At 50.0% G+C, this 20,264-nt stretch carries 12 protein-coding genes; 3 read left to right on the forward strand and 9 right to left on the reverse strand.

The genetic code is table 11. The features are described from left to right. Nucleotide 1 precedes the first annotated feature (1 nt). From gltB to MN202_RS03985, 4 genes are all read right to left on the reverse strand, one after another. Nucleotides 2-4,462 carry a glutamate synthase large subunit gene (gltB, locus tag MN202_RS03970; RefSeq protein ID WP_335734786.1) on the reverse strand — a complete coding sequence of 1,487 codons (4,461 nt, stop codon included), beginning with the start codon at nucleotides 4,460-4,462 and terminating at the stop codon, nucleotides 2-4. A 423-nt stretch (nucleotides 4,463-4,885) separates the two neighbouring features. Beyond that, the gene (gene iadA, locus MN202_RS03975; RefSeq protein WP_335734787.1) at nucleotides 4,886-6,088 is read right to left on the reverse strand and encodes a beta-aspartyl-peptidase; all 1,203 of its coding nucleotides are present in this window, start codon (nucleotides 6,086-6,088) and stop codon (nucleotides 4,886-4,888) included. Nucleotides 6,089-6,117: 29 nt separating this feature from the next. After that, entirely contained in the window at nucleotides 6,118-7,602 is a 1,485-nt protein-coding gene (gene yfcC, locus MN202_RS03980; RefSeq protein ID WP_335734788.1) for a putative basic amino acid antiporter YfcC, read from the reverse strand. 60 nt (nucleotides 7,603-7,662) lie between these two features. After that, nucleotides 7,663-10,539, reverse strand: a complete 2,877-nt coding sequence (locus MN202_RS03985; protein WP_335734789.1) for a TonB-dependent receptor domain-containing protein — start codon at nucleotides 10,537-10,539, stop codon at nucleotides 7,663-7,665. A gap of 559 nt (nucleotides 10,540-11,098) precedes the next feature. On the opposite strand from MN202_RS03985, the gene MN202_RS03990 reads away from it, so the two are divergent. Together MN202_RS03990 and MN202_RS03995 are read left to right on the forward strand one after the other, a co-directional pair. Continuing rightward, complete coding sequence (locus tag MN202_RS03990; protein WP_335734790.1) at nucleotides 11,099-12,751, forward strand: cyanophycinase; 1,653 nt, start codon at nucleotides 11,099-11,101, stop codon at nucleotides 12,749-12,751. A gap of 24 nt (nucleotides 12,752-12,775) precedes the next feature. Continuing rightward, on the forward strand, nucleotides 12,776-15,064 hold the full coding sequence (locus MN202_RS03995; RefSeq protein ID WP_335734791.1) for an ATP-binding protein: 2,289 nt from the start codon (nucleotides 12,776-12,778) through the stop codon (nucleotides 15,062-15,064). A gap of 4 nt (nucleotides 15,065-15,068) precedes the next feature. On the opposite strand, the gene arcA is transcribed toward MN202_RS03995, so the two are convergent. Beyond that, nucleotides 15,069-15,776 carry a two-component system response regulator ArcA gene (gene arcA, locus MN202_RS04000; protein WP_335734792.1) on the reverse strand — a complete coding sequence of 236 codons (708 nt, stop codon included), beginning with the start codon at nucleotides 15,774-15,776 and terminating at the stop codon, nucleotides 15,069-15,071. A gap of 177 nt (nucleotides 15,777-15,953) precedes the next feature. Beyond that, on the reverse strand, nucleotides 15,954-17,582 hold the full coding sequence (locus MN202_RS04005; RefSeq protein WP_335734793.1) for an ATP-binding protein: 1,629 nt from the start codon (nucleotides 17,580-17,582) through the stop codon (nucleotides 15,954-15,956). A 144-nt stretch (nucleotides 17,583-17,726) separates the two neighbouring features. On the opposite strand from MN202_RS04005, the gene MN202_RS04010 reads away from it, so the two are divergent. After that, the gene (locus MN202_RS04010; RefSeq protein ID WP_335734794.1) at nucleotides 17,727-18,125 is read left to right on the forward strand and encodes a DUF3293 domain-containing protein; all 399 of its coding nucleotides are present in this window, start codon (nucleotides 17,727-17,729) and stop codon (nucleotides 18,123-18,125) included. Here MN202_RS04010 and MN202_RS04015 read toward each other — a convergent pair. Genes MN202_RS04015 through trmB form a run of 3 tightly spaced genes read right to left on the reverse strand, consistent with a single transcriptional unit; the run spans nucleotide 18,122 to nucleotide 20,184 of the window. Then, nucleotides 18,122-18,430 carry a hypothetical protein gene (locus tag MN202_RS04015; protein WP_335734795.1) on the reverse strand — a complete coding sequence of 103 codons (309 nt, stop codon included), beginning with the start codon at nucleotides 18,428-18,430 and terminating at the stop codon, nucleotides 18,122-18,124. The genes MN202_RS04010 and MN202_RS04015 overlap by 4 nt on opposite strands. A gap of 17 nt (nucleotides 18,431-18,447) precedes the next feature. Then, nucleotides 18,448-19,458 (reverse strand): class I SAM-dependent methyltransferase, encoded by a 1,011-nt coding sequence (locus MN202_RS04020; RefSeq protein WP_335734796.1) that lies wholly within the window; start codon nucleotides 19,456-19,458, stop codon nucleotides 18,448-18,450. After that, a complete protein-coding gene (trmB, locus tag MN202_RS04025; protein ID WP_335734797.1) occupies nucleotides 19,459-20,184 on the reverse strand; it encodes a tRNA (guanosine(46)-N7)-methyltransferase TrmB in 726 nt (241 codons plus the stop codon). Between the last annotated feature and the right edge of the window lie 80 nt (nucleotides 20,185-20,264).

The following is a 20,264-nucleotide window of genomic DNA, read 5'->3' on the forward strand; positions in this document are numbered from 1 at the left end:
CCTACATCGCCTGAACCCGCAGCTCGGCTGACGAGCGTGCGCGGTGTCCCAACAAGGTGTTTACATCGCTGGTTTTTGGTTTTACCAGCTTAAATTGACTTAAATAACGGTTAAAGTCGTTTAAGATTTTCTGTGCTTTTTCGCTGCCGGTTTCTTCTACGTGCTGGTGCAATAAGCTGCGCAGGTGCTCCTGCAGTATCGGCGTACTGACTTCCAGCGCCTCGACCAGCTCCGGGTTTAACCTAAGCTCTAAATCGTTTTGCTCATCGAGTAAATAAGCAAAGCCGCCTGTCATACCGGCACCAAAATTCACCCCGGTGCAGCCCAGTACTACCACCACGCCGCCGGTCATATATTCACAGCAGTTATCGCCGGTGCCTTCTACCACCGCTAACGCGCCCGAATTTCGCACAGCAAAGCGCTCGCCTACCTGACCGGCAGCGTATAAACGGCCGCCGGTGGCACCGTACAGACAGGTATTGCCGGCAATGGTAAAGCCGTTTTTGGCAAAGCTGGCGCCCTTGGCCGGGAAAATAGCCAACTGGCCACCGGTCATGCCTTTACCTACGTAGTCGTTGGCATCGCCCTGCAGTGACATATGCAGGCCACCGGCATTCCACACGCCAAAGCTCTGGCCGGCGGTGCCGTTAAAGCGGATGCGGATAGGATCGGTTGCCATGCCCTGATTACCGTGCTGGCGGGCAATAAAGCCCGACAACGCTGCGCCGACTGAGCGGTCGGTATTGCGGATATTCAGGCTTAAGCGGCCACCGCTTTTATTCAGCACCATTTGCTCGCAGCTCTTAAGCAGTTGCTGGTTAAGCGCGCCTTCGTCAAACGGGGTGTTGTTTTGCACGCAGTACAGCGCTTTGTCTGATTGCACACCGCTGGCTTGCAATATCGGTGTTAAATCTAACCGCGACTGCTTTTGTGTTTCACTGTCTTTAATGCTGAGTAAATCGGTGCGGCCAATCAGCTGGGTAAGCTCGGTTACGCCCAGCTGTGCCATTAGCTCGCGTACTTCAAAGGCTAAGAACTTAAAGTAGTTCATTACCATTTCCGGCAAGCCGGTAAAGTGATCGCGGCGCAGTGTGGCATCCTGCGTGGCTACGCCGGTGGCGCAGTTATTTAAATGGCAGATACGCAGGAATTTACAGCCCAGCGCCACCATAGGGCCGGTACCAAAACCGAAGCTTTCGGCACCCAAAATAGCCGCTTTAATCACGTCGAGGCCGGTTTTTAAGCCGCCGTCTACCTGCAAACGCACCCGATCGCGCAGGCCGTTTTCCACCAACGCCTGATGCACTTCAGCCAGGCCAAGCTCCCAGGGGCTACCGGCGTATTTCACCGAGGTAAGCGGGCTGGCACCGGTGCCGCCGTCATAACCGGATACGGTAATTAAATCGGCATAGGCTTTGGCCACGCCAGCGGCGATGGTGCCGATGCCGGGCTCTGACACTAATTTTACTGAAATAAGCGCCTGCGGGTTAACCTGCTTTAAATCGAAGATTAGCTGGGCTAAATCTTCAATAGAGTAAATATCATGGTGTGGCGGTGGTGAAATTAACGTTACACCAGGCACTGAATAGCGCAGCCGGGCAATTTCGGCAGTCACTTTTTCACCCGGCAGCTGGCCACCTTCGCCAGGCTTGGCGCCCTGGGCGACTTTGATCTGAATAACTTCAGCGTTAACCAGATAATGTGGTGTTACGCCAAAGCGACCCGATGCCACTTGCTTAATTTTGGAGTTTTTCTCGGTGCCAAAGCGGCGTGGATCTTCGCCACCTTCACCCGAGTTTGAGCGCCCGCCAAGCCGGTTCATCGCTATGGCCAGGGCTTCATGGGCTTCCGGGCTTAAGGCACCGATAGACATGGCTGCACTGTCAAAGCGCGGATACAGGTTTTGCTCGGACTCTACCTGATCCAGCGCCACCGGCGTAGCGCTGTTTAGCTTAAATAAATCCCGTAAATGCGCCACCGGGCGCTGGTTCACAATACTGCTGTACTGCTGGTAATCTTCGTACTTGCCTGAGCGTACGGCCTTTTGCAGGGTTTGCACCACATCCGGGTTATAGGCGTGGTATTCGCCGTCATGCACGTATTTTAACAAGCCACCATGGTTAAGCGGTTTGCGCTTGAGCCAGGCGACGTTGGCCAGTTGCTGTACGTCCTGTTCAAAGTCGGTAAAGCCGGCGCCGCCCAAACGCGATGGGATATCGGCAAAACACAGCTGCATCACGGCTTTATCAATGCCGACGGCTTCAAACAGGTTAGAGCAGCGGTAGCTGGCCACTGTTGAAATGCCCATTTTCGACATGATTTTGTACAGGCCTTTGTTGATGCCTTTACGGTAATTCAATACTGCCTGGCGGGCGGTTAGGTTAATCACGCCTTTTTCGACCAGCTGCTCTACCGTTTCGTAGGCCATAAAGGGGTAAATGCCGGTGGCACCTAAACCAATTAATACCGCAAAATGATGCGAGTCGCGCGCTGAGGCGGTTTCAACAATAATGTTGGAGTCGCAGCGCAGCTGGGCATTAACCAGCGCATGTTGCACCGCACCTACTGCCATGGCAGCCGGGAGCGGCAGCTTGCCTTGCTCAATACGGCGGTCGGTTAACATTACCAGCACCACGTTATTGTCGCGCACGGCAGTGATAACGTCGGCACACAATTGCTCTACCGCTTGCTCAAGGCTTAAGGCTGCCGGGTCAAAGTTCAGCGAGAAGATCTGATGCTTGTAGTATTTTTCGTCGGCCTGTTTTAGCTGCTTTAAGTCGGAGTACATCATCACCGGTGATTCAAACTGAATACGGCGGGCGTAACCGGCGGTTTCTTTAAATACGTTGTGCTCGCGGCCAATACTGGTGGCCAGTGACATTACATGCGCTTCACGCAGTGGATCGATAGGCGGGTTAGTCACCTGGGCAAACTGCTGGCGGAAGTAATCGTATAAGGTGCGCGGCTTGCGCGATAATACCGCCATTGGCGTGTCATCGCCCATAGAGCCGACCGCTTCCTGGCCGTCTTTGGCCAGTACCGTCATTACCTGATCAATTTCTTCGTAGCTGTAGTTAAACAGCTTGTGGTACACCAGCATGTCATCATCAGAGAATACCCGTTTGCCGATTAAGTCGGTTTCGTATTTCTCGTACGGTACCAGCCGCTGCACATTGCTGTTTAGCCAGTCGCGGTAGGTGTGGCGCGCCATTAAGTCGTTGTCTATTTCATCCGAGCGCCAGATTTTGCCGCTGGTGGTATCTACCGCCAGCATTTCGCCCGGGCCAACGCGGCCTTTTTCTACCACTTCGTCTGGCGTGTAATCCCATATGCCGACTTCGGATGCCAGCGTAATTAACTTATCGCGGGTAATAACAAAGCGGGCAGGGCGCAGGCCGTTACGGTCGAGGTTACAGGCAACGTGTTGCCCGTTGGTCATCACAATACCGGCCGGGCCGTCCCACGGCTCCATATGCATGGAGTTAAACTCGTAAAACGCTTTTAAGTTGTCATCCATCACCCGGTTGCCCTGCCAGGCTGGCGGCACTAACAAACGCATGGCACGGAATAAATCCATACCGCCGGCTAATAACAGCTCCAGCATGTTATCTAACGAGCTGGAATCAGAGCCGCTTTGGCTGACAAAGGGCGCCGCGTCTTGTAAGTCACTTAACAGCGGTGAAGAAAATTTATACTGCCGCGCCCGCGCCCATTGGCGGTTACCGGTAATGGTATTAATTTCACCGTTATGGGCTAAAAAGCGAAACGGCTGCGCCAGCTGCCAGCGTGGCATGGTATTGGTAGAAAAGCGCTGGTGGAATACGCAAATGGCGGTTTCCATGCGGATGTCGGCTAAGTCGAGATAATAACGCGGCAAGTCGGCCGGCATCATCAGGCCTTTAAATACAGTAACCAATGATGAAAAACTGGGGATATAAAAATCAGCATCGTCGCTAAGTTGTTTTTCAATGCGGCGGCGTACCATATACAGCCGGCGTTCTAAATCATGATCACCCCAGCCGTGCGGCGCGTTAACTATAACCTGGGAAATGGCCGGCATCGATTTAAGGGCTAATGGGCCTAATACACTGGCGTCGATAGGCACGGCGCGCCAGGCAACTAGGGTTAGCGTTTCGCGGCCAATTTCCTGCTCGATAATTTTTTTTGCTAAGGCTGCTTTTACCGGGTCCTGGCTGAAAAAAATCATGCCGACGCCGTATTTTTTTGCCAGATTCCAGCCGTTTTCCTCGGCTATAGCACGGAAAAAACTGTCTGGCTTTTGCATTAATAAGCCACAACCATCACCGGTTTTACCGTCGGCAGAAATGCCGCCGCGGTGCTGCATACGATCGAGGCCGTTAATAGCGGTTCTGACGATCCGGTGGCTGGCTGCGCCTTCCAGATGTGCGATCAGACCGAAGCCACAGTTTTCTCTTGCCTGACTGTGCTGGTACAACGCCATGACTAACCTCCACACTTGTCCTGATATTTAATAAATATTTATTATTTTTGAATTATTATTCTTTTTGTTGGTTTTTGCTGCTGCTGAAAGAAAATAACGGTTCCTCTTTCAGAGGTCAATGCGTTGTAGAGTATTTACTCTTAAAATGTTTAGCCATCTAAACGTTCAAGAGCGTACAGGTATACCGTGCTTTGTAGAAAAAAGCAAGCTGACTTTATGCTGTAAAGTAGGCGGTATAACGCAGAAAGCGTAGTTTTGAAATTGAAAATTAATTACATGAATTGGCGATATTTTTGCCATTAATAGCAGTTGGCACAATAAAAAAAGCTGCCGCAGCAGCTTTTTAATCGATAATCTTATGGCAAAGGCGCCATATTTATGCGAATTATTGCTATTTGAAATAGGTAATTTGCAAAAGCGTATTTAGCTCTGGCGCTCAAAAGTGCCTTTTACCAGTGCTTTGCCTTGCTGCACCAGCAACTTGCCTTTGGCTATGACGCTATCAATGGCTAAATCATCGCGGCGCAGCAACACCAGATCGGCATCCAGCTGTGCTGCCAGCCGGCCTTTTTGCTTTAAGCCCAGTATGGCCGCCGGCGCGGCGGTAATACTGCAAATGGCATCTGACAGCGCGACCTTGTGCGTTAACACTGCCTCACGCGCTGATTGATACAGGCTTTGCACACTGCCAACCTGCAAGCCCAGCAGCTCGCCCTCGTCGTTATAAATGGGCAGGCTGGCATTGCCATCTGAGCTTAGTGTCAGCTGCATTGGCTTAATACCAAAGGCTAAGGCCTCAGCCAGAGCTGCCGCTGCTGCCACTTCGCCGTGTTTTAAATCAAAGTCGGTAGTGCTGGTGGTAAAGTCAATTACGCCGCCTTTAGTAGCAAACTCGAGGCCGGCTTCAAAAACCCTGCGATTGCGGTTCATATGGGTAGGGTAGAACTGTTTCAGTTTTAATTCTGTACCGGCTACCGCCTGATAAACAGGCTGCAAAATACGCTCGCCGGCGCCCATATGCACACTGACCACACCGCTTTTGCCGGCTAACATGGCGCCAACCCGCGCCGCTGCCGCCACTTTGCGGATTTCATCTGTGGTGGGTTGTGATGAGCGGTGATCGCTGATGGCAATTTCACCGACGCCGATAAACTTATCAATCAGGATTAAGTCATCCGTGATATTGCCGGTAAGAGTGCGGCAGGGAATTTCGTACGAGCCGGTATGGCAATAGGTGCTAATGCCTTCGATGTCCAACGCATGGGCTTTGGCTAACAGGTTCGTTAAGGTGCGGGTGGTGGCGTCGGTGCCTAATACGCCAACAGCTGTGGTAACACCGCCTAAGGTGGCATCGGTCAGCTGCATTTCCGGCGTGCGGGTGGCAAAACCGCCTTCGCCGCCACCGCCGATAAAATGCACCAGCGAGTCGACAAAGCCCGGCGTAAGGTAATAGTCCTTGCCGTCTATTACCGTTACCGGCAGGTTACAGCCTGCCAGATTAAAATCTTCACCAATGGCGGCAATAGTATTGCCGGCCAGTACTACGTCTTTTTTGCCGAGACTGTGCGGGGCTAGCAGTTCGGCATTTTTTATTAAAATAATGTTGTTCACAATTGTAGAGTTCAAAATAGTAACCTCAAACAGCTCAGATGCTGTTATTGATATGCAATAGCAACGGCGATAAACATAAAGGCACTGGCCAGCGCAAACAGACACAGCTGTAATTTCCAGACAAAGCGCAGCCAGACAGTCCAATCTAGCCGCACTACGCCCAAACAGCCGATTAACGCCGCCGAGGTTGGAATTATGCAGTTAGTTAAACCATCACCGAGCTGAAAGGCTAATACCGCAATCTGGCGGGAAAGTCCGACTAAATCGGCCAGCGGAGCAATTAGCGGCATAGTCAGCGCCGCCTGACCGGAGCCGGAGGCGACAAAGAAATTTATCACTGACTGGATCACCAGCATCAGCCAGGCCGATAAATATGCCGGTAAGCCATCCAGCGCCTGGCCGCTGTAGTACAGCAGCGTATTAAGCACCGACGGTGACTCGGCATTGTCACCACCGAGCAGCAGTACTATGCCTTTGGCCATGCCGACAATTAACGCAGCCGGTAACAGCTCAGCGGCACCCTGTTTAAAGCCGTCGGCGGCGTCATTCATACTAAAACGCCTGCCTATTACCGCGATAATCGCTATCACCACACCCAGGGTAAAAAACTGGCTGGCAATTTCCGGTATATAGTATTGACGCGTGGTGACGCCCCAGATAATCCATACCAGGCCGGCAAAAAACGCCAGCAGAATGATAGAGTCTAAGCTGTTGTATTGGCTTTTCGCGCTTTCATTTTGCGCCGAGCGCAGCTTTTGATCGCTGGCAAAACTAAGCGACAATTCTGGCTTAGCTTTAATTTTGCTTGCGTATTTCATGGTGAAAATAATGCCAAACAGGGTAAACACTGTCCACATGACGATACGCAGCTCTTTACCGGACATCAGCGGGATTTCAGCAATACCCTGGGCGATAGAGACATTAAACGGGTTCATCCAGGAGGTAGCAAAGCCGATCTGAGTGGCAACATAGGTTACCAGTACTGTGGTAATGGCATCGTAGCCCAGTGCCAGCATCAGTGGCAGTAATACGATACAAAACGCTATAGCTTCTTCGCCCATACCAAAGATGGCGCCGCCTAACGAGAACAGGCTGAACATCAGCGGGATAAACAAAAAGTCCATGCGCTGGGTTTTGCCGATAAGCGCCAGGATGCCATTGTGGATGGCACCGGTTTTCATAATGATGCCAAAGGCACCACCAGTTAGCAGAATGAAGGCGATAACGCCGACGGCGGAGCCCCATTTATCGCCTGATACCAGGCCTTCAAAGGCGTAGTTAAAAAAGCCGATACCGCCACCTTCGGCAAATAGCGGCGCGCCCTGTGCAGCGTCATGGTGCAGTGTAAAGCTGTTTGGGTCGATTTTGCTTTTCAGCTTGGCGGCGCCTTCTACTGCAGGCGCTGGCTCTAACATAGTAAAAGAGCCGGCTGGCACCAGATGGGATGCCACAGCGGCCAATATCATGACAAAAAACAGGATGATAAAGGCGTCAGGCATCGATACCGGTTTGTTTGTTACGGCAGACATAAAGTGATCCTGAAAAAAATGGCTAATCAGGGGGAGTATAATCACTCCCCCTGGCTGATGTTAGAAGCGGTAGGTCGCCAGTAAGCGATAGTTACGGCCTAAGACATCATGGTTGATAAAGTCGACATCTTTGTAACGGCCATAAATAAATGGCGGCTCGCGGTCGAACAGGTTATCAATATTCAGGCTTAGCGTCAGGTTGTCGCTGACATCATAGCCAAAGTTGGCATTAACTTTTGTCCAGGACGGCACGCGGCGATCAGTGCCAATACCTTGCTCTGCCAGCAGGGCAATGTCGGCAGGTTCAAGCAGGGCAATCTCGTCCTGATAGTCGCTGGTATAGTTAATACTTACACCGCCAAACCAGTTGTCGCCACTTAGCCGCAGCTTCATGCTGGCCAGTAACTTCGGATAGCGGAAACTGCCGGCCAGCTGCTCGGTACCTGAAAACGCGGTACGATCGCGGGTAAAGCTCATTAACTTGGTCACGTCGGCGCTAAAACGCACTGTTGCCCAGTCGGCAGCAAAACGCTGGCTGTAGGTAAAGTCGATACCCTTGGTTTGCTGATTGCCGGTGTTTTCCAGCAGCAGAATGTGGTCGCGAAACAGCGGCAGGCTGGTGGCGCGGCTGTCAATGTCCTGCCAGTCGGCCAGTACCTGGCTTAAGTTGTTATCAAAACCCGACATCAGGCCCAGCTCGTCGCACAGCTCAGGGTCGAACGCAATACCAATTTTATCGCTCGGTACCAGGCCACAGAAGCGTAAGCCTGGGTCGGATAAGGTGCGCACCAGCATAGACTCTAAATCGGTGCCGATAATTTTCTTGTGATCAAACTGCCAGTAGTCTGCGGTAAAGGTAATGTCCTGATTGGGGCTGAAAGCGAAACCTGCACTAATTGATTCGGCTTCTTCGGCTTTCAGATTGGGGTTACCAAACTCCAGCGTGTTAGGTGTGATTTCACCACCGACTTCACCGCCACAGAACAGCTCAGCAAATTCAGACAGACAACGCGCTGTGCTGCTGGTGGTGCGCAGCTCGACACCGGCCTGAGTTAAAGAGGGCGCGCGGAACGAAGTGGCCCAGGAAGAACGCAGCACCAGGCTGTCGGATGGCCGCCAGGTTAAACCGACTTTCGGGTTTACACTGCTGCCAAAGTCGTCGTAGTGGTCATAGCGGGCGGCTAACTGTAAATCGATGCTATCAGTGAGTGGAACAAACAGCTCGGCAAAGGCGGCCCATTGCTTGCGCTCGGCTGAGGATTTGCTGGAACCAAAGCCAATTACGTCTACCAGGTAGTCGCGGTCAAAGCGTGATTGGGCAATTAAATCCGGCTGGTCGCTGAGTTTTTCCTGGCGGTATTCGACACCAAAAGCCGACGCTACCATGCCGGCTGGCATCTCCCACAGATCGCCGTTCAGGCGAAAATCTGCGCTTAACACTTCCGATTTACCTTTACGCTTTGGCCGCTCTTCGATAATGCTCAGTACCTCGTCATTGCCAGTCTGGCCGCCAAAGGGGTTAAACCATAAGCCGCCATTTTCTGCTGAGCAGTCGGTTGAACCGTCGGCGCACAGCTCGCCAAATAAGGCCGCATTAAACTTATAGCGGTTATAAATGCCGGCTAAGGCCTGCTGATCGGACTCACTGCGTGAATACATCAGCGCGCCTTCCCATTCAAACTCAGCCACTTCGCCTTGCAGGGCAGTGACAAAACGCAGCGCTGTGGTTTCGTTTGCAATTTGCCGTGGCGCTAAAAAGCGGCCGCGCAGTTCAACTACATCAACATCATTGCCATTGGGACTGCTTTCAAAACCCGGATAAATGAGTGATGCCAGCTCGTCATTAGCCTGAATAAAAGGGTTGTCAAAGGCGGCAAAGATCCAGCTGCTCTGATCCTGTAAATTGGTAAAGTTGGCTGGCGTACTCTGGGCTGTAGATTTAGTGCGGCTGATAAAGAATTCGTTCGACCAGCGCAGGCTGTCCATTTCAGTGGTGAACATAAAGCCGCCAGAAGCTGATTGCAGCGCCGGACGGATTAGCATGTCTTTATTTGGGTTATAACCACAGGCTCTGTCGCCATAGGTGGGGTCTGTTACGACGATCAGCTCGCTGGGGCAGGCCGGATCGGGGAAACCGACATACTCATCACTTACCGGATCTAAATAGTCAGAGGTGGTGTAACGCACGCTGGCAAACTGGCCTCGGGTAGATAGTGACCAGGTTTCGTCGGTCAATTCACGATCGCGGTAAGCAAAATCTTTACGGTCAAAGTAGTCAGCAAATACCGTAAGGTTGCTGTTAGCAAAACTCTTGCCCCAAATCAGGTTAATACCGGCTTTACCTTCGTCTGAACTGGCGGTCGAGTTGCCATAGCTCAGATCCATTTCTATGCCGTCAAAATCTTTTTTCAGTACATAGTTAATCACACCTGCGACGGCATCAGCACCGTAAATGGCTGATGCGCCGGTGGCGAGAATTTCTATCCGCTCGATGGCCGACACCGGTATAGAGTTAATATCGACAAAGTTCTCCGTGCCGGCGGCAAAAGAAGAAGCTGCAACACGGCGGCCATTAATCAGGGTTAGCGTGGAAGAGGGGCCTAAGCCGCGCAGTGAGGCTGCGGCCTGGCCGGCAGGCGTATCGTTAGAGGCAGTACCGCTTTCAGAGGTAGAAAAGGTACCTGAACCGCCGCGCAGCTGACCCACGTCTTTTAGCAAATCATACACAGTGCTGGCGCCGGAGTTTTTTATCTCATCGGCTGAAATAACCACTAATGGCTGAGTGCCTTCCAGATCGACACCTTTAATGCGTGAGCCGGTAATTTCAATCTTTTCAATTTTCTGCTGCTCTGTTGCCACTTCATCGGCAGAGAACACCATAGGACTGACGATAAAGCTGCCGGCAACCGCTAGCGCTAAAGAAGATAACTTTTGCATAGATACACCTGTCTTAACATGGCCCGGCGCGCGGTAGACTGCGCATTGCTGAGCTTATAAGTATTTAGTTGAGTTATTAGGCTGCAGGAATAGTTACCTGCCAGGCATGGTTTAATGCCTGACACGTATCTACTCGTTAAACCACTCTGACAGGTAGTAAGACGAGTAGTGATATGAACTGAGCACGAAGGCTTTTTTCAACATATCGCTACCAAAATTGAATTGAGTTCAATAAAACATGGCTAATACAAATACTGCTAATTGGCAACCAAGTCAATACAGGCTAATCTATAGCCTTTGAATTTTGGCCGCTATCTGCAGTATTGGTAGTTGAACACTTCTGTACTCAATGATAAGAACTAGATTAATGAGACCACTGAGCTTTTATATATCCGCAGCCATATTGGCCTGCACTGTATCCGCTGTACAAGCTAACAATAAAAAATTTCCTGACTACTCTATGGTGCTGGTCGGAGGCGGGTTAAAAACCTGCAGTTCGGCAAGCGCGCGCCACTGTAGCACTGAGGGCGTTTTTTCTGACGCTGCTAAGGCTGCTGATGTGTTTCAGTTGTCGGCAGAAAATATTGCTAACGTTGGCGATAAGCTGTTCTGGGGCGAAGAACGTGTCATCGAACAGCAGCAAACGCTGGCGGTGCTCGATTTTGTTCGCTCGCGAACCGGAACTGATCGCATTTCAGAACGTGAGCTAATGCGTTTGTGGCGTTCGGCTGAAACCGAAATGGACGGTATCTGGGTTTCTGGCCGGACAAATTACAGCTCACTGACCGGACGTGAGTTGAATTTTGTGCTGGATCAGTTGCAGGTGATGGCAATAGCCCCTAACTCTGGCAGGCGCTCACCGGCAGTACGGCAAAGAGAATTTGCTGACCTGGCCAAAACGGCAGACCCTTTTAGCATCGAAATTTACCAGAAAATAATCAGTCTGGCGCAGCAGGTCGCCGGACCACAGCGTAAGCCCCGGCTGTTGGTTGTTACCGCCTCAGGCCGTGATCCTTTTGCCGCGGTCGATTTTTATACCAATTTATTTAAAGAAGCCGGTGCTGATGTAACCTGGCTGCCAATTAACGCTGCTTACCAGGCTGCACAAGCAAACAAAACGGCTGATAAGGCGTCTTGTGACAAGTTACCGCAGTATCTGGAGCAGTACCATGGCAGTTATCAGCGTCAGCGTGTCTACCCTGATTTAATGGAGCAACTCAGCAGTTTTTGTCAGCAGGGCAGTGAAGCTGCTGTCGAACTGATAAAGCGTTCAGATGCGATTTTCTTTAACGGTGGAGATCAGAGTCTGACGCTTAAGGCATTGCGTTTTGCTGATGGCAGCCCGAGCCCTGAGTTGCAGCAGATTGAAACTATGCTGAAAAATGGCGACATGATAGTGGCTGGCACCAGCGCAGGCACCGCCGTGATGAGCGGAGGCAGTTTTGCTGGCAGCAAAATACCGATGATCACTAATGGCGACAGCTACAGTGCTATGCAATATGGCGCCTTCGATTTACCTGCACCTATGCCGGGTTGTGATAAAGATCAAAGCTGTAGCAATGGTCTGGCAGAAGATCACCTTACCTACACTGCCACCGGCGGTTTAGGCTTGTTCAATTTTGGTGTGTTGGACACGCATTTTTCTGAGCGTGGCCGCCAGGGCCGCCTGATCAGGTTACTGAATGATACGCAAAGCCGCTTTGGTTTTGGCGTTGATGAAGCGACAGCATTGCTGGTTGGCTTTAATAACAATGAAAATGGCCCGGAAGTAACAATGCAGGTTATCGGCGCTAATGGTGTTTATGTGGTCGACACGCATGGCACTGAGCGCTCTGGCGAGGGTGCGGCTACCAGCATAACCAAAGTGAGTACGCATTACCTGACCCGCGAAGATCAGCTGGAGATTAAAGATGGCATTATGCGGGCCCGCTTTGCCGACTGGAAGTTTGCTGCTAATAACAGCCTGACGCCAATGCTAAGCTCAGGCGATTTATTTGAGCGCGACAACTATAAGCAATTGGCGCATTTGCTGTGTAGCACCCAAAGCCGCCAGGCTGATGGCCGTGCGGTAAGGGTAGGCCAGGGCCATAATATCCGGCTGTATAAGGGCGCAGTATCTAATAGCCGGCAAGGTGTGCAGCGCATGCAAGATACCGAAGTGCAGTATTGTTCTTACAGTAATTTGCTGTTGGATATTACTCCGGCTAACTAAGCGGAAAATGCGAGGTAGTGCCTGATGCAAGGACCTGTTCATCCTCAGGTTAGAACCTTCGCCAGATGGATACGCCACTGGGGCAAGCTGAAGCTGGCATTATTGTGTCAGCTGCTGTTGTCGCTTGGTTTGGCTATAGTGTCGGCTGTGACATCAGTGGTGCTGAATAACCAGGTCGATTGGGAGCTGGTGAGAGGAGCAATGCTGGCGGCCGCTGCTTTGGGCCCGGTTGCTATTGCCTTTTTGTTTTATCTGGTACTGCATTTAGATGCCGCTTTGTCCTACCTGGAAGACTCTGCCCATCAGGAAAGATTGCTTAATGAGGGTATGCAGGAAAATATCCGCCAGCTGAACTATGAGATAGAAGAGCGAAAAAAAGCCTTTCAGGCTAAACGCCGCGCTATTGACGAACTGCGTAAAGAAATAGCTGAACGGAAAAAAGCCCAGATTGAGCTGGAAGAGCAAAGTTTACTTATCCGCTCTATTGTCGATAGCTCCCCCGATTTGTTTTACTACCGCGATGAAACCGGCCGCTTTGCCAGTTGCAATAAGATGTTCGAACAGCTGATGGGTAAGTCCGCTTCTGAGCTTATCGGCCACTATCCGGCAGAAATATACAGTGCCAAAAGTGCCCAGGCGGCTATTTTGACTGAATATGAAGTGGCGATGCAGCCGTCGGAACTTACGCTGGATGTGGAGTATGTAAAAGAAGACGGCCAGAGATTGTGGCTGGAAATGCGTAAGGTGCCGTTTTACGACCGCCATGGTCGTTATATCGGTTTATTAGGTTTTGGCCGCGATATCACCTCGCGAAAGCTGGCAGAGCAGGCGCTGGAAAAAGCTTATCAGGATAAAGGCAAATTTATTGCCACCTTAAGCCATGAATTACGTACTCCGCTTAATGGTATTGTCGGCCTGAGCCGGCGCTTGCTGGAAAGCAAACTTACCAAGCAGCAACATGGCTGGGCTAATACCATCTTCAGCAGTGCGGAAACCCTGGGTAATATTTTCAATGATATTATCGATCTGGACAAAATTGACCGGCAAGATCTGGACATTGTGTATCAGAGCTTGTCGTTGCGGCAGTTTATCAACGACATTGCCAACTTTGCCGAATTACTGTGCCAACAAAAAGGCCTGGCATTTGAATTACATTGCGAAGGCAATGTAGAGCTGTATTTGCGTCTGGATCCAACCCGATTGCGCCAGGTATTGTGGAACCTGCTGAACAATGCAGTGAAGTTTACTGCGGCCGGGCAGGTGGCGCTGACGTGCAAAGTGGATACCGAAAAATCTGAACTGATGTTTCAGGTTAGTGATACCGGTATTGGTATCGCAGCCAAGGAGCAGGAGCGGATTTTTGATATGTATTACAAGTCCAGTGATGGTCGTCGCCTGAGTATCATCGGCTCTGGTATTGGTTTATCGGTATCGCGGGCATTAGTGGAGGCCATGAAAGGCACCATAGTGTTGCAGAGCAAACTCGGCCGTGGCAGTTGTTTTGAAGTCAGGCTACCGGCGGAGTGCTCTGAGCAGGAAGCGGCAACTCAGATAAGCTGTCCGGAGCTTACCATCTTACTGATTGAAGATGTTCCGCTAAATGCTGAAATAGCAACCGGCTTGCTGGAGCAGCGCGGTCATACGGTGATCCATGCTGAAACCGGTGAAGACGCCATGGCACTGCTGGAAACCGAAGACGATATCGATCTGGTGCTGCTGGATATGCAGTTGCCGGATATGAGTGGAGAGCAAATAGCCCAGTTTATCCGCCAGGAGCCTCGGTTAGCCGCCTTACCAATAGTGGTGCTAAGTGCCAACGTGCGCAAAGCTGAGCAACAACTGCAAGGCTTGCACATAGACAATGCGTTAGCCAAACCGATTAATACCGGCAAACTTGACGCCGTGCTGGCGCAGTTGTTTTCACCCAGTGCTGTTAAGTTGCAAAAGCCCCTGCTGGAGCAGAAAACGACCGAGTCCGCCGCACTGGACATCAATATTTTAAATGATTATTTGCAGTCATTAGGCAAAGATACGGTAAAACGTAGCGCACAATTATTTGCGCAGTTGCTGCCTGGATACATGAACCGATTGATGGAAACAGCGGTGCAACGGCAGTTAAAAGAGTTTCAGGAAGCGGCGCATAAACTTAAAGGTGCAGCGGCATCTGTTGGCTTGCTTTGGGTGCAACAACAGGCAAAACGCTTAGAGCAGGAAGAAATAAACTGGCAAGGAATGGAACGGCAACTGGTGGAATTTCATTTTAAGACAGAGCAGCATCTGACTGCTCTGTCTGACTATATTGAAAAGGCTTAAAGGCTTACTTTTCTAACTTGCCAACAAAGCGGTAGCCTTCACCATGGATGGTGCTGATTAACTCAGGGCTATCGATATCTGACTCAAAATGCTTACGGATACGACGAATGGTAACGTCTACAGTACGGTCATTTGGACGTAAGTCACGGCCAGTCATATGGCGAATTAACTGCTCACGGGTGAAAATTTTACCCGGTGTATCCAGCATCAAACGCAAGGCACGGTATTCGCCTTTAGGTAAACGGCGCGCCACACCCTTTGGAGATGTCAGATTGCGGCTGTTTTCATCCAGCGTCCAGCCATTAAACTTAACTATGCTTTTGTGCTCTTCCACTACCGGCTGAGCAACAGTGCGGCTTAACAGGTTGCGGGCACGGATAGTTAGTTCACGTGGATTAAATGGCTTGGTTAAATAATCATCGGCGCCAATTTCCAGACCCAGAATACGGTCTACTTCACTGTCGCGGCCAGTAAGGAAAATAAGGCCGATATTCTCTTTCTGACGCAATTCGCGAGCCAGGATCAAGCCGTTTTTGCCAGGCAGATTAATATCCATTACCACCAGATTTACTTTATTATCAGTAAGTTTCTGATTCATTTCTTCGCCGTTTATGGCTTCAATAACGTCATAACCTTCACCCTGGAACAGACTGACCAGATTTAACCGGGTTACTTCTTCGTCTTCAACGATAAGAATCACAGGTGTTTGCATAGGATTTAAACCTTATGTAAATATTGTTAGTTTTATGGCGAATTAGCGTTTTATAGATGACTTGCACTTGTCAAATAATACGTGATTATAACCAGCAGTCCAATTGTTAACAAGTTTTTTGTTAACAATTGAACTGCCACCTGGCGCTTTTATCCAAATACGAACGAACAGCGCCGGTTAAGCGGCATGGCGGATCACGATAACCGGAAAATCAATTTTAATGCTGACGCCTTGCCCCAACGTGCTTTCCAGCAAAATTTTGCCGTTTAGGGCCTGGGTTACCAGGTTATATACCAGATGCAGGCCCAGGCCACTGCCACCTTCACCGCGTTTGGTGGTGACAAAGGGATCGAAAATGCGTTTTTTAATGTTTTCCGGTACTCCGGTGCCGTTGTCGGTATAAGACAGGGTGCAATTATTGTTTTTTACCAGCACGCTAATGGTCATAGTACCTTGTTCGGTATGCTCAAAAGCATGGATCAGGCTGTTCATTATTAAGTTAATCAGGATCTGATTAATAGGCCCGGGTTTACTGTCGAGCTCAAGCTCAGGTGGACAGTTAACTACCAGTTGATGCCGGGTTTTCTTTAAATTGGGCCGCAAAGACAGCAGAACTTCATTGATAAGCTGCAGCATATTAAATTGCCGGCGGTTGTCATTGGACTGATCAACCGCCACACGTTTAAAGCTGGAGATCAGACTGGCAGCGCGTTCCATATTGCGATAAATAATTCCCAGATTCTCTTTGCTTTCGGCCAGAAATTTGGCCAGCTGTGACGAGGTGAGTTTTTTCTCATCAAAGGCTTTCTGAATATCGGTAAGCTTATCCTGCATCAAGGTTGAGGCGGTCACGCCCAGGCCTATCGGCGTATTAACTTCGTGTGCCACACCGGCAACCATCTGGCCCAGGCTGGCCATTTTTTCGGTTTCTACTATCTGATTCTGATATTGATGTAGCGTAGCCAGAGTATTTAACAGCTCCTGATTTGACGTTTTTAGTGCATCAGTGCGCTGCTCAATTTTTTGTTCCAGACTTAAGGTTAGCTGACGATTTTCCTGCTCAGCCTGCTGCAGTTTACTGATTTGCTGCTCAATTCTGTCCAGCATAGTGTTAAAAGCGCGGCTGAGCATGTTGTATTCTTTAATTGGCGCAACCGGAGCCCGAATGCGGTAGTCTTTTTCCTTGGCAACTTTTTGCACCAGGTTCAGCAAGGTTTCTATCGGTGTGGTAAAGCGTTGCTGCAACTTGGAACTGATAAAATAGGCACTGCCCAATGCAATCAGCGCGATAAAGATGTCCAGCAACACCCTGGTTTGAATATAACTGCTGAGCTCGTCCTGATTAGCACGGACATAGACATAGCCGATTATTTGTTCGTCCAGCATAATTGGCCGGATAAGCTCTATATGATTATCGCTGACATAGGGTTTGGAAAACTGCTCAATACGGGCAAACTGCACCGGAAAAGGCCCTATGCCATCACGATTGTAGCTGGCGAAGAAGCTCAGCTCTGCGGTACCCGGCATCAGCTTATAAATGTGCACATTGTGCAGCATAGTTACCGCTTTAAACGACTTCAGCCGGTTATCTTCAATATCGGCATCATCCTTTAGCAAGCTGTCGCGGGCATTGAAGGCAATAATGCTGGCATAGCCCTGCAACTGAGCAATCAGCTTACTGCGCTGCAACTTCACGTCCTGTAAGGTCGATACCATCATAGCCAGACACAAAGTCAGGCTGCATGTCAGCATAATGACCCAAATTAAAGCGCTTTTTATCGATGTTGTTTTATCTATTGCAATCATCTGCTTATCTTAGTCCTGCGGTATGAGGCGCAAAGTTATGCTGCTGTATTGATGTTATGCACATTAGATGTTTTTAGCAAACTACAGTGGCAAAATTAATAAAGCCGTTTATAGTAAGAGCACTTGTTACTTTTAGGTGTGGTTATGAGCCTGTGGGAAAGTTATAAAACGAGTATCTTTCTGTGTCATCAGGCACTTAAATGTGATGTCGACTTTGCTATTATCAGTGCACAAAATCCCGCCGGACACACCGAACATCCTTATCTTAATTTACGCCGCGATAAAGAATTACAAGCCTGCCTTAATCAACAACGGCTGCCATACCGCTCGGTGATCGGTAGCGCACCGGATTTAACCTATCAGGAAAAAAGCTGGATAGTGCTGTGTGACAAGCAGCAGGCTATCGAGCTGGCACTGCAGTTTGAACAAAATGCTATTTATTGGGTGGAGCGCGGCGAATTGTTTTTAGTGCCGGTGTTGCTACAGCAGCCGGAAGAAAGCCTGGGCGCCTTTAGCCCGCGTTTAGTGCTACTGAATGACTAAAGGCGGCGTTGCAGTATATCCAATACACTTTGTAGTTTTTCACCGTGTATTACCTCCATCTGACGCCTGAGCATATTTTGTTGCACTTTTTCACTGTCAGAAGCCGGGGTAACCAGCAAAGGCGCAAAATCTGTGGCACAAATACACACCATAGCCGGTGCTGGCATGGCCGGTAATTGTGCAACCCGGTATATCAGGTTGGGGCAGGCTTTTTGCCGTTTCGGTGCCTGGATACAGCCTGAACTGTCTGCTGCTGCAACCGGGGTTAACCACAGTAATAGTAATGCAACAGACAGTTTGGCCATGGTGTTTCCTTAATAAACTAGCTAGCCTTATACACGGTAAAGCCGTTGGCTTTGGCGACAATACTCACTTTTTTAAATACCTGTTGTAGTAGTTCCTGATAAGCCAGGTGGCTATTGGCAACGATAGTTAAACTGCCATTATTGCTAAGACGGCTGGCACTGTCGCGGATAAAGCTCTCAACAATACTGTAGTCGGTTTTTATACCAGTGTGAAACGGCGGATTGCTAACGATACAGTCAAATTGCTTCGGCGTGGCCGGTAAGCCATCTGCTGCTATAACGCTGCCGCTCAGCTGGTTAGCTGCCAGCGTAAGCTCAGTCGCTTTTACTGCTAAACTGCTGATATCTGAGCTAAATAGTTCAATGGCAGGATGTTTAAGCTTTAACATAGCTCCGACAACGCCACAGCCGCAGGCAAAATCCAGCACCTTGCCCTGGTTTATTTGCGGTAAGTTGTCCAGCAATAAAGCTGTACCCACATCCAACTTGCCGTGGTTAAACACACCTGGTAATGAATGCAGGGTTAAGGTTTCACCGCCGGCTGTTATGCTAAAGCTTGTTGCTTTGGCTGCGGCTAATTGCTGAAAGTCACCATGTAGGGCAAACCATAAACAGTGTTTGGCGTTGTCGAGCTTATTGGCAAGTAAACCAAGTTTTTGTGCGTGGCTGCCAAGGCTTTTAATACCGCCTTTGTTGTCACCGGTTACAAACACGGCGGTATTTGCACTTAGCGCCGGTTTTAACTGGGCTAATGTAAAGGCGAGCTGCTCTTTGCTTTTGGGATAAAACAACACCACAGTATCAAAACTGTGGCTAAATTGCGGGCTGACGTCAGCATACAGCTGCACCGCAGGATGGCTCCAGCTTTGGGCGGCACCGGCATCTGTGCTGTAACAGCTTAGTTCAAGCTCAGGTGCCTGGTGCAGTAGCTCTGCAGCCAGGTTGTCGGCCACAGGTTCTACGATTAATACTTTGCCACGCAGATCGTCGATGTTACGTAAAACCAGTTGACTGGCTGTTGCTAGCATTTAGCTTTCCTTTTTAAACATCAGATCCCAAACGCCATGGCCCAAACGCTGGCCACGTTGTTCGAATTTAGTCAGTGGCCGCTGCTCTGGCCGTTCAACATAGGTATTGTCGGCAGATAAATTGGTAAAGCCTTCTGCAGCCAACATAACTTCCAGCATATGTTCGGCATAGTTTTCCCAGTCGGTGGCCATATGAAACACGCCGCCCGGCTTTAATTTGCGTCGCAGCAACTGCACAAATTCGCTCTGTACTATGCGGCGTTTGTGGTGGCGCTTTTTATGCCAGGGATCAGGGAAAAACAGCTGCACGGTGTCCAGACTGTTGTCGGCAATACTGTGCTCCAGCACTTCTACTGCGTCATGTTCAAACACTTTTAAGTTTTTTACCTGCTGCGCCACCGCTTCAGATAAGCAGGCACCTACGCCGGGCCGGTGTACTTCAATGCCGATAAAATCCTTTTCTGGTGCGGCTTTTGCCATCTGCACTAAGGATTTACCCATACCAAAGCCGATTTCCAGCACTTTGTGGTTTTCGCGGCCAAATATTTCGGCTAGCTGCAGTGGCGCGGCTTGATAGGTTAAACCGTAGTCAACCCAGTAAGTGTCCAGTGCGTGTTGCTGGCCCTTGGTCAGCCGGCCTTCGCGCAGCACAAAAGAGCGAATTCTGCGCATATAGGTAGTGGTTTCAGCCTGTTGATCCTGCTGTTGGCCGGTACTGTCTGTCATTTGTTGCTCCGCATAATCGTTAACGGCGCGTATTATCCTTGTATTAGCCGCTTTGCTCAACCGTGATTATGGTTGGCAAG

This window comes from Rheinheimera muenzenbergensis (assembly GCF_036984005.1).
In the GTDB taxonomy this organism is placed as follows: Bacteria; Pseudomonadota; Gammaproteobacteria; order Enterobacterales; family Alteromonadaceae; genus Alishewanella; species Alishewanella muenzenbergensis.